Consider the following 10,178-nt stretch of genomic DNA (forward strand, 5'->3'; position numbering starts at 1 on the left):
GTTGCAGGTGCCCATGGTGTGGATCGCGCTACGGGTCGCCCGGCGGGCGCAGGGCTGACCGCCGGGCTCAGGGGTGACGGCGGGCGCAGGGTTGACCGACGGGCCCGGCCTCGCGCCGGACGCCCCGCCGGAGGGCGGCCCTCAGACGTCGGGGTGTGGGGCGTGGCGCGAGCGGGCCGGTACGCCGACGACGACGGTGCAGCCGGCGACCACCGCGCCGGACGCTGTCCAGGCATCGGCGACCTCGCGCCCGAGCCCCCCGGCCCCGACGATCCAGCAGCTCACGTCGCGAGCACGGCAGTCCCCGCCCGACCGCAGTCGCGCCGGGCGGATGGCACCGCCCGGTCAGCCGCCGAGGGCCTTCAGGGTGGCCATGAGCTCCTCGGTCAGGTTGGCCGGCACCATGTATCCGTCGGTGTCGCGGATCTCGTCGAAGTGGTCGCGGATGTCCTCGACCGTGAGCGACTCGGTGTCGGTCCAGCCCTGGGTCACGCCGGTGAAGACGCGGGCCACGTGGCCGCCGCCGCAGCTGTAGACCTCGCCGGTGACCGGCACGTCCTCGTGGGCCAGCCAGGCGACGACCGGGGTGATGAAGGCGGGGTCGAGCTTGTCGGCCATGGCGCCGAGGAGCTCCTCGGTCATGCGGGTCTTGGCGACCGGGGCGATGGCGTTGGCCACGATGTTGCTCTTGGCGCCCTCGACGGCGAGGACCCGGGTGAGGCCCACCAGGCCGGCCTTGGCCGCGCCGTAGTTGGTCTGGCCGAAGTTGCCGAAGAGGCCGGCGGCCGAAGACGTGTTGACGATGCGGCCGTAGCCCTGGTCGCGCATGGGCCCCCACGCGGCCTGGGTGACGTAGAAGGCGCCCTTCAGGTGCACGTCGATGACCGGTTCGAGCTTCTCGGCGTCCATGTTCTTGAACGCCGCGTCGCGGAGGATCCCGGCGTTGTTGATGACGATGTCGACGCGCTCGAAGGTGTCGAGCGCGGTCGCGACGATGGCCCGGCCGCCCTCGGGGGTGGCCACGGAGTCGTAGCTGGCGACGGCCTCCCCGCCTGCAGCGGTGACCTCGTCGACGACCTGCTGGGCCGCGGTGTGGGAGCCGCCCTCGCCGCCGACGGAGCCGCCGAGGTCGTTCACGACGACCAGCGCACCTCGTCGGGCCAGCTCGAGGGCGTGCGAGCGACCGAGGCCGCCGCCGGCACCGGTGATGATCGCGACCTTGCCGTCGTACCCGAGATCAGCCATGGGGAAGTGCTCCTTGCGTCTGGCGGCGATCTGCCGGGGCGCACGCTATCGACGGGGCCGGAGGGGTCCGAAACCCGCCGTCGGTGCCGCCGGCCCGGCCGCCTGCGCGTGGACCGTCCCGGAGCGAGACCGGCTCAGGTGGAGCGGTCGGCGGGCTCGACCGGCGTGGTGGGCGGAACGGGCTCCGCAGGTGGCACGTAGCCAGGGTCGTCGGGTGAACCGGGCTTGGTGGGCACGGGGGTCTTGGTGGGCATCGTCGGCTGAGCCTTCTTCGGGCGCAGTCGGACGGCACCCACGACCGCCGCGATGCCCAGTGCGAGCAGGAGCAGGATGAGCAGCTTCTTCACCATGGTCGGCCAACCTAGCCCCGTCGCCGACCCGGTGGCTCGCCGGCGCCCCGCGGCCTACGCCGACGGTCAGAGACGGCCGAAGTCGGCGCCGGTGAGCCGCACGCTGAGGTCCCACAGCGCCCCGGCCATGGCCATGTCGCGGGCGGCAGGGGAGCAGCCGACCACCATCGCCGGGCCCCGCGCCTCGCCCGGACCTCCGGGGCCGAGGTAGGCGCCGCCGGGCAGGTCGGGGTCGGTCGCCGCCCGCAGCTGAGGGTGAGCGCCGCGGGCCGCGGGCTGGGTGAACGGCGTCGAGAGCAGCATGCCCACGCTCTGGAGGGCGGCGAGGGGCCCGCGCCAGCTCCGGCCCAGCGGCGTGCGGGCGAAGCCGGGGTGGGCGGCGAGGGCCTTGGCGGGCGAGCCGGCGGCCACCAGGCGCCGCTCGAGCTCGAAGGTGAAGAGGAGGTTCGCCAGCTTGCTCTGCCCGTAGGCCAGCCAACGGACGTAGCGGCGGCGTTCCCAGCTCAGGTCGTCGAGGTCGATGGCGCCGAACTGGTGAGCATGGCTGGCGACGGTGACGATGCGCCCCTCGGGCGCAGCCTCCACGAGGGGCAGGAGCCGGGCGGTGAGGGCCAGGGGCCCGAGGTGGTTGGTGCCGATCTGCAGCTCGAAGCCGTCCTCGGTGCGGGCCTTCGGGGTGGCCATCACCCCGGCGTTGTTCACGAGGATGTCGACGCGGTCGTGGCGGGCGGCGACCTCGTCGGCGAAGCGGCCGACACTGGCGAGCGACGTCAGGTCGAGCTGTCCCACCTCGACCTGGGCGCCGGGCACGTCGTTCCGGATCCGGGCGAGCGTGGCCTCGCCCTTCTTCGCGTCACGGGCGGTGAGCACCACGTGGGCGCGGGCCCGGGCCAGCTCGCGGACCGTCGCCGTGCCCAGTCCGCTGGTGGCCCCGGTGACGACGGCGACGCGACCACGCTGGTCGGGGATGGCGATGGGGCTCCAGGGCACGACGGAGGGTTCGACGTCGGCCTCGGTCGGGCTTGGCGCGTCGTGCACCCGATGGCCCGGAGCGAGACCCGCTCAGCGGCTGCGGAGCTTGGCCAGCAGGCGGAGCAGCTCGAGGTAGAGCCACACCAGGGTGACGACGAGGCCCAGGGCGGCGAACCACTCCATGTGCCGGGGGGCGCCGGCCTGCTCGGCCTTGTCGATGAAGTCGAAGTCGAGGGTGAGGTTGAGGGCGGCGATGACGACCACCACGACGCTGAAGCCGATGCCGACGATGCCGTTGTCGTGGATGAGGGGGACGCCGGCGCCGAAGAGGTTGGCCACGATCGAGACCAGGTAGATCAGCATCACCCCGCCGGTGGCGGCGATGACGCCGAGGCGGAAGCGGGGGGTGACGCGGATGCGCCCGGTGGCGTAGAGCACCAACATGATGGCGAAGACGCCGACGGTGAGGCCCACGGCCTGCAGGACGATGCCCTCGTACTGCACCTCGTAGGCCTTGGAGATGGCGCCGACGAAGATGCCCTGGGCCACGGCGTAGAGGGGCGCGGTGATGCGGGCCAGCTTGGGCTTGAAGAACGAGAGGAGGGCCAGACCCAGACCCACGAAGACGGCGCCGATGACCCACGGCGGGATGTCGACAGAGGTCTGCTCGACCAGCTGTCCCTGGTCGTCGAGGCCAGTGGTGGTCGTGGTGGTGACCACGTTCCAGCCGACGACGCCGACGAGGCAGATGATGGCGAGCAGCACGCCGGTGGCCGAGGCCACGCCGCCCCGACGGAGCGTCGGCTCGGCGGATGGGCCGGCGGGCGGCGGCCAGGCTGAGCCCGGGACGTTGTCGCGGGCGGGGGGCACCGGGGGCCCGCCCGGGGTGCCGGGTGAGCCCGGTGCTCCCCACCCGGGTCGTTGCTCGTCGGGCCAGGCCGCAGGCGGGCCCGACGCCGGGGTGAACTTGTCCGGGCTCAGCATCGGGTTGCTCATGGGCTCATTCTGGCCCACGAGGGCCTGTTTGCGGCATCTGTCCGAGGTCCGGGCGCCGGGCTGGCGGATCGGCGTGGTGCTCGGCCGCCGGGTGGCGTGATCTCTGGCCGTCGTCCGCTGCCGCCTTCGGCCCGGGCAAGGCATCTCGGGCTCAGTCGGCGCTGGACCATGGATCTCCGGTCGCAAGGAGGCGTCATCCTGGTCCTGTGGGTGAAGAAGGCGACGAAGTGAGCCTGGCCGGCCGCCCTCGCCGCGACGATCATGGAGGACTTGCACTCGGTCCCTGGATTGCACGGCCGCGACGCGAATGAAGCGAAGCTCAGCGCCGTGACCCGGTGGTTCAGCGGAAGGCGAGGCCCTCGAACCGGCCGGACCGGCGCCACTCGTCGAGGTAGGCGAAGTAGGCCGTCGCACCCTGCGGGTAGCCGACGTTCAGCCGTGCCCTCAGTCCGGCGTCCTGGCCCTCGTTGTTGTAGTAGCCGGGCGTGCAGTCCGGCGCGCCGAGCATCCGCTCTGCTCCCGACAGCAGGAGGTCGACCCAGGCGTCCTCGGCCTCCTTGGTGACCTCGACCTGGTCGAAGCCTTCGTCGAGGGCGTGCCTGATGATGGTCGCGATCGTCCGACCCGACTCGGTGAGGTTGTGGGGGATGTTGGAGATGAGGTTGGCTCCCTGCGTCGGCTGCACGATGAACGCGTTCGGGAAGCCGTGCACGCCGATGCCGTGCTGGGTGCGCATGCCCTCGGCCCAGTGCTCCGAGAGCTTCACCCCGTCGCGACCGGTCATGTCGTAGCCCGCCCGGCTCGTGAACTCGGTGCCGACCTCGAAGCCCGACGCGTAGATGATGCAGTCGACCTCGTACTCCCTCCCGGCGGCCACGACGCCGGTCTCGGTGACCCGTTCGACGCCCTGGCCATCGGTGTCGACGAGGTACGTCCCCGGTTCGTTGTAGGCCTGCAGGTACTCGTCGTGGAAGCACGGTCGCTTGCACAGCTGGCGGTACCAGGCCTTCAGGTCCTGGGCGGTCTCGGGGTCGGTGACGATCGAGTCGATCCGGGCCCGGATCTCCTCCATCTTCTCGAAGTCGGAGTCCTCGAAGGCCGCCACCATCTTCTCCATGGTGAGGTCGTCACGCGGCAGCTCCATGATCTTCGAGCGGATCCGTCGGGCGAGATCGGTCCAGCCGTCCATCACCAGGTCCTCGTCGGCCCCACCGCCGCTCTGGTTGGCGGTGAAGTTCTCGAGCCACCGCTGCTGCCACCCCGGTGTCGCCATCTCGGTGAACCACTCGGGATCGGTCGGGTGGTTGTCGCGGACGTCGACCGACGACGGCGTGCGCTGGAAGACGTACAGCTCCTGGCACGCTCGCGCCAGGTGGGGCACGCACTGCACCGAGGTCGCGCCGGTGCCGATGACGGCGACGCGCCGCTCCTCGAGCGCCTCCATCGGGGCCCCCGACGGGTCACCGCCGGTGTAGGCGTAGTCCCATCGACTGGTGTGGAACGAGTGCCCCGTGAAGGACTCGATGCCCGCGATGCCGGGCAGCTTGGGCACGTGCAGCGGCCCCGTGCCCATGGCGACGAACCGGGCGGTGAACTCGTCGCCCCGGTTCGTGCGGACGATCCATCGCGACCTCGGCTCGTCCCACTCCAGGTCCTCGACCTCGGTGTGGAACAGGGCGTTGTCGTAGAGGTCGAAGTGCTTGCCGATGCGTTGGCAGTGCTCGAGGATCTCGGGTCCGTGCGCGTACTTCTCCGACGGCATGTAGCCCGTCTCCTCGAGCAGCGGCATGTAGACGAACGATGCCGTGTCGCACTGCACGCCGGGGTAGCGGTTCCAGTACCAGGTGCCGCCGAAGTCCCCGCCCTTCTCGATGATGCGGACGTCGTCGACGCCGGCCTCCTTGAGCCGGGAGCCGGTGACGAGCCCGGCGAAGCCTCCACCGATGAACGCGACCGTCACGTGATCGGTCTTGGGCTCGCGCGCGACCACGGGGGTGTAGGGGTCGTCGAGGTAGTGGGTCAGGTGGCCCGTCAGGCGCACGTACTGGTCGTTGCCGTCAGGACGAAGGCGCTTGTCGCGCTCCTCGGAGTACTTCCGGCGGAGGGCCTCCTTGTCGATCGGGGTGCCATCAGACGTGGTGGGACCGTCGGTGACCGTCATGGTGCTCCAGTGTGCTCTGCCGGAGGTCAATCCGGGCCACATAGACGGTGGCGCCGGTCGATCTCCTCGATGAACGCTCTCACCTGCTCATCGCCTCCGTCCCGAGCGGCGGACACGCCCCCATCAGCATCCCGGTCGCCGGCCCGGGAAGGGTCATCGGACACATCCTGTCTGAGCCGCTCTCGAGCGGGCAGGAAAGGAGGATGGACGCAATCACCATGCTCAAGGACGACCACAAGACCGTGGAGCAGCTCTTCAAGCGCTTCGAGAAGGCGGGTGACCGGGCCTACGTCGAGAAGCGCGACCTGGTGGACCGCATCATCGAGGAGCTCTCGATCCACGCCGCGGTCGAGGAACAGCTCTTCTACCCCGTCGCCCGGGCCACCGTGGCCGACACCGACGACATCGCCCTCGAGAGCATCGAGGAGCACCACGTCGTGAAGTGGCTGCTCTCCGAGCTCGACTCCATGGACCCTCGGGCCGAGCGCTTCGACGCCAAGGTCACAGTCCTCATCGAGAACGTGCGCCACCACGTCACCGAGGAGGAGCAGGAGTTCTTCCCCAAGGTCCGCGAGGAGGTCGGGCGCAACGCTCTCGCCGACCTGGGCGACGCGATGATCGAGGCCAAGAAGGTCGCGCCCACCAGGCCGCACCCCCGGTCGCCCGACACGCCGCCCGGCAACCTCCTCGTCGGCACCGTGGCCGGCGTCGCCGACCGCATCGGCGACACCGCGAGCGGCGTCGCCCAGGGCAGCATCTCGGCCGTTTCGGACCTCGTCGCCGTGATCCTCCGCCGCCCGCGCCCGCAGCAGTCGCCGCAGGGCTCGAAGGTGGCCCGGACGACCGCCCGTCGAGTGCGGTCGGGCGCATCGTCGGCCGCCGACACGGTGATCGAATCGATCAACGAAGCCCGTCGCACCGGAGAGGATGTCGTCGACACCGCCCGCTCCACCGCAGATGCCGCGAGCTCCGGGGCCAAGGGCACCGCCACCTCGGCCGGGCGGGGCGCGACCCGCACGGCGAAGGCAGGTCGATCCGGAGCCAAGGCCACGACCACCTCGGCTCGCAAGTCCGCGGGGCGCACCGCCACCACGGCCAAGCGGGCCACCACGACCGCCGGGCGGACCGCCGCGTCCGCGGCCAAGACCACCCGCGCCACGGCCAAGGGCGCGGCCACCTCCACGGTCAACGCCGCCACCGACTCGAACTAGCGATCGAGGGTCCGAAGCCGTCGCACGTCGGGCGGGAGGACGCTGTCGTGGGCCGACCGTGGGTGCCGCTGGGCGTGGCGACCTGGCGTCGGCGGACCGGCGAGGAATGCCAACGCACCGATGCGGGTTCTAGGAGCGTGCCCACATCTCGATACGACCTGATCGTGGTCGGCGGCGGCGCAGGTGGCCTGGCCGCCGCTCGCGCCGCCCGGCGCGGGGGCGCACGGACGCTGCTCGTGGAGGCTGGCCCTCTCGGCGGCGACTGCACGTTCACGGGGTGCGTCCCTTCCAAGACCCTCTTGAGCGCCGCGGCCCAGGGACTGGACTGGTCGAGCGCCATCACCCGCGTGCACGACACCATCACCGCGGTCGCCGCCGCCGAGGACGACACCGTCCTGGCCGGTGAGGGCATCGACGTCGCCCACGGTCACGCCCGGTTCACCACCCCGAGCGAGATCGATGTCGACGGCACCCGGATCCGCGCCGAGAGCTTCGTGGTGGCGACCGGTGCGACCCCGTCGGTCCCGCCCGTCCCGGGGCTGGCCGAGACCCCCTACCTCACCAGCGAGACGGTCTTCGACCTGTCGGAGCGGCCGTCGTCGTTGGTGGTCCTGGGAGGCGGGCCCATCGGCTGCGAGCTGGCCCAGGCCTTCGCCCGCCTGGGCGTGGCCGTCACCGTGGTCGAGGCCGACGATCGCCTGCTCACCCGCGAGGAGCCCGACGCCTCGACGGTGGTCACCGCCGCCCTGCGGTCGGACGGGGTCGAGGTCCGCACCGGCGAGAAGGCCGTCGCCGCCCGAACCGGCCCCGCCGGCGTGCGCCTGGAGCTCGAGGGCGGCGACGGGATCGACGCTGAGCGCCTGCTGGTGGCCGTCGGTCGCCACCCCTCGGGCGCCGGGCTCGGCCTCGAGGAGATCGGCGTGGAGGTCGACAACCGTGGGGCGGTCGTCACCGATGACACCATGGCGACCGCGATCAGGGGCATCTGGGCCGTCGGAGATGTGACCGGGCGCCTCGCGCTCACCCACGCCGCCGGGCGCATGGCCCTGGTGGCCGTGGGCAACGCCACCAGCCGGCTGGCCCGCGTGCGACCCAAGCGCTTCGACGCCGGGCGGGTGCCCTGGGCCACCTTCACCGACCCCGAGGTGGGCCGGGTCGGCCTCACCGAGGCGGAGGCTGCCGCCCACGGCGGGCGGGTCGCCGAGCTGCCCTTCACCGAGCTCGATCGGGCCATCACCGCAGGGCGCACCGAAGGGTTCGTGAAGCTCATCGCCGGGCCCCGGCGCGGCCTGGGGTGGACCGGCGGCGGTCGTCTCCTCGGCGCCACCGTCGTCGGCCCGACCGGGGGCGACGTGGTCCACGAGGCTGCGCTCGCCGTGCGCACCGCCATGTTCACCGGCCGCTTGGCCCAGACCGTCCACGTCTACCCGTCGTGGTCCATCGCCGTGCAGCTCGCCGCGGCCCAGTTCTTCTTCGTGTCCGGTGGCCGTGAGGCCCGACCCGCCCGGCCCGGCCCGTGAGCCGGGGCGGGGAGCCGAGCCCTCCGGGCCCTCCGTCGGCGCCCGCCGACACCGCGACCGACTGGTCGACCTACCTGCAGGGCTTCCACGGCGAGCGGCCGGGTATCACAGAGGCCCTCCTCGGACGGTGCGTGGACGCCGACGGGATCGATCCCTACCGCTGGCTGATCCAGCCCCTGGCCGGTCCCAACCCCGGTCCCGGTCTCGTGGTCGACGTCGGTTGCGGTAGCGGGCCGACGGCCGACCACATGGGGGGGTGGGTCGGCGTCGACCCCTCGCGAGCGGAGCTGGGTGAGGCCCGGAGTCGGGGCCGAGGTCCGGTGGTGGCCGCCACCGCCGAGCGGTTGCCGGTCGCGTCGGGTTCGGCTACGGCGGTCGTGGGCGCCATGGCGCTCATGGTGGTGGGAGACCCCGCCGCCACCCTGGCCGAGGCGGCGCGGGTGCTGCAGGTCGGAGGGCGCCTGACCGTCCTGCTCCCCGCCGGCGGTCCGTTGTCGGTCGCCGATCGGGTGCGCTACGGCCTGCTGCTCGGGGCCCTCGGTCGCACCACGATGCCCTTCCCCCACCAAGACCTGGGCCCTCGTCTCGGCGAGCTGGCGCGCCGGGCCGGGCTCGAGGTCCGGAGCGACGATCAGGCCCGCTTCGGGTACCCGATGCGGGACCGTGCCGACGGCGACCGGTTCGTCGACTCGTTGTACCTACCGGGCATCTCACCGCGGCGCATCGCCCTGGCCCGGGCCCTCACCCGTCGGTGGGGCCACGGAGACCTCGGCATCCCCCTCCGACGGCTGGTCGCGGTCCGGGCCGCGGAGCAGGAGCGACCATCGACGAGGTTCACGCCCGAAGTGACACCTCCGACCCGGTGACCGACACGGACCTCGAGAGCTGAGCCCCCACCCGATGAGCGATGAGACCAGCCCACTCCTGCGGTCCAAGGCCTACGACCGCCCGTCGGTGTTCCAGCCCGAGAACCTGCTGCGCGAAGGACGCCGACAACGGGGGCGCCCCGACATCGCGGCCCCGGCGGTGTGCCTGCTCGACCCTGACGGCGACATCGTCCGGTACCTCGTCGCCACCGGCCGAGCCGCGCTCCACCCCGGCTGGGCCTGCTACCACACCACCCTCCACTCCTTCGACCTCGACGGCACCGCCGTCGGTGTCGTCGGCTGTGCCGTCGGCGGATCCTTCGCTGTCCTCGTCGCCGAGCAGCTCGCGGCCTCGGGGTGCCGCCTCCTCATCAGCGTGACCTCCGCCGGCCAGATCGAACCCCTCGCCGAACCTCCCTACTTCGTGCTCATCGACCGGGCCCGGCGCGACGAGGGCACCAGCCACCACTACCTGCCGCCCAGCGAGTGGAGCCACGCCCCCGCCCACCTCATCACCCGACTCGAGGGCGCCTTCGACCGCCTGGTCGAACCCGTCGTCACCGCCAGCACCTGGACCACCGACGCTCCCTTCCGGGAGACCGCCGACGCCATCGCCGCGGTCGAGATGGAAGCCGGGTCGCTCTACGCCTACGCCACCGCGCGTCGACGCGACGTCGTGTGCTTCGCCCACGTCACCAACGTCATGGCCGCCGCCGGCGACGACTTCGAGAAGGGCGATGCCGATGGCGCTCACGATGCGCTGGCCGTCGTCGCCGCCGTCATTCGTCGCATCGCTCCCGCCGCTTGAACCCTTCGGGCCATGAGGCCCGCCGGCGGCCGGTCGCGGTGGGCCATGC

Annotated in this window: 10 protein-coding genes; 4 read left to right on the plus strand and 6 right to left on the minus strand. The window is 72.2% G+C overall.

What is annotated here, in order from left to right; genetic code table 11:
- Nucleotides 1–141: 141 nt before the first annotated feature.
- The 6 genes from VNL12_RS11755 to VNL12_RS11780 all read right to left on the minus strand — a co-directional run bounded on the left by VNL12_RS11755 (nt 142) and on the right by VNL12_RS11780 (nt 5,724).
- Nucleotides 142–285 carry a hypothetical protein gene (locus VNL12_RS11755; protein ID WP_325594750.1) on the minus strand — a complete coding sequence of 48 codons (144 nt, stop codon included), beginning with the start codon at nt 283–285 and terminating at the stop codon, nt 142–144.
- A 60-nt stretch (nt 286–345) separates the two neighbouring features.
- Nucleotides 346–1,245, minus strand: coding sequence for an SDR family NAD(P)-dependent oxidoreductase (locus tag VNL12_RS11760; protein ID WP_325594752.1), 900 nt, complete (start codon nt 1,243–1,245; stop codon nt 346–348).
- A 134-nt stretch (nt 1,246–1,379) separates the two neighbouring features.
- Nucleotides 1,380–1,595, minus strand: a complete 216-nt coding sequence (locus VNL12_RS11765) for a hypothetical protein (RefSeq protein ID WP_325594754.1) — start codon at nt 1,593–1,595, stop codon at nt 1,380–1,382.
- 66 nt (nt 1,596–1,661) lie between these two features.
- Nucleotides 1,662–2,585 (minus strand): oxidoreductase, encoded by a 924-nt coding sequence (locus tag VNL12_RS11770; RefSeq protein WP_325594756.1) that lies wholly within the window; start codon nt 2,583–2,585, stop codon nt 1,662–1,664.
- A 72-nt stretch (nt 2,586–2,657) separates the two neighbouring features.
- Nucleotides 2,658–3,563 (minus strand): Bax inhibitor-1/YccA family protein, encoded by a 906-nt coding sequence (locus tag VNL12_RS11775; RefSeq protein WP_325594758.1) that lies wholly within the window; start codon nt 3,561–3,563, stop codon nt 2,658–2,660.
- Between the two features lie 340 nt (nt 3,564–3,903).
- Nucleotides 3,904–5,724 (minus strand): NAD(P)/FAD-dependent oxidoreductase, encoded by a 1,821-nt coding sequence (locus VNL12_RS11780; RefSeq protein ID WP_325594760.1) that lies wholly within the window; start codon nt 5,722–5,724, stop codon nt 3,904–3,906.
- A gap of 203 nt (nt 5,725–5,927) precedes the next feature.
- Between VNL12_RS11780 and VNL12_RS11785 the strand changes: the two genes are divergently transcribed.
- The 4 genes from VNL12_RS11785 to VNL12_RS11800 all read left to right on the plus strand — a co-directional run bounded on the left by VNL12_RS11785 (nt 5,928) and on the right by VNL12_RS11800 (nt 10,129).
- Nucleotides 5,928–6,935, plus strand: a complete 1,008-nt coding sequence (locus tag VNL12_RS11785; protein WP_325594762.1) for a hemerythrin domain-containing protein — start codon at nt 5,928–5,930, stop codon at nt 6,933–6,935.
- A gap of 137 nt (nt 6,936–7,072) precedes the next feature.
- Nucleotides 7,073–8,455, plus strand: coding sequence for a dihydrolipoyl dehydrogenase family protein (locus VNL12_RS11790; RefSeq protein WP_325594764.1), 1,383 nt, complete (start codon nt 7,073–7,075; stop codon nt 8,453–8,455).
- A 131-nt stretch (nt 8,456–8,586) separates the two neighbouring features.
- Complete coding sequence (locus VNL12_RS11795; protein WP_325594766.1) at nt 8,587–9,321, plus strand: class I SAM-dependent methyltransferase; 735 nt, start codon at nt 8,587–8,589, stop codon at nt 9,319–9,321.
- Nucleotides 9,322–9,355: 34 nt separating this feature from the next.
- Entirely contained in the window at nt 9,356–10,129 is a 774-nt protein-coding gene (locus tag VNL12_RS11800) for a nucleoside phosphorylase (protein ID WP_325594768.1), read from the plus strand.
- The last annotated feature ends 49 nt before the right edge of the window (nt 10,130–10,178 follow it).

Source organism: Iamia sp., from assembly GCF_035575815.1.
Taxonomy (GTDB): domain Bacteria; phylum Actinomycetota; class Acidimicrobiia; order Acidimicrobiales; family Iamiaceae; genus Iamia.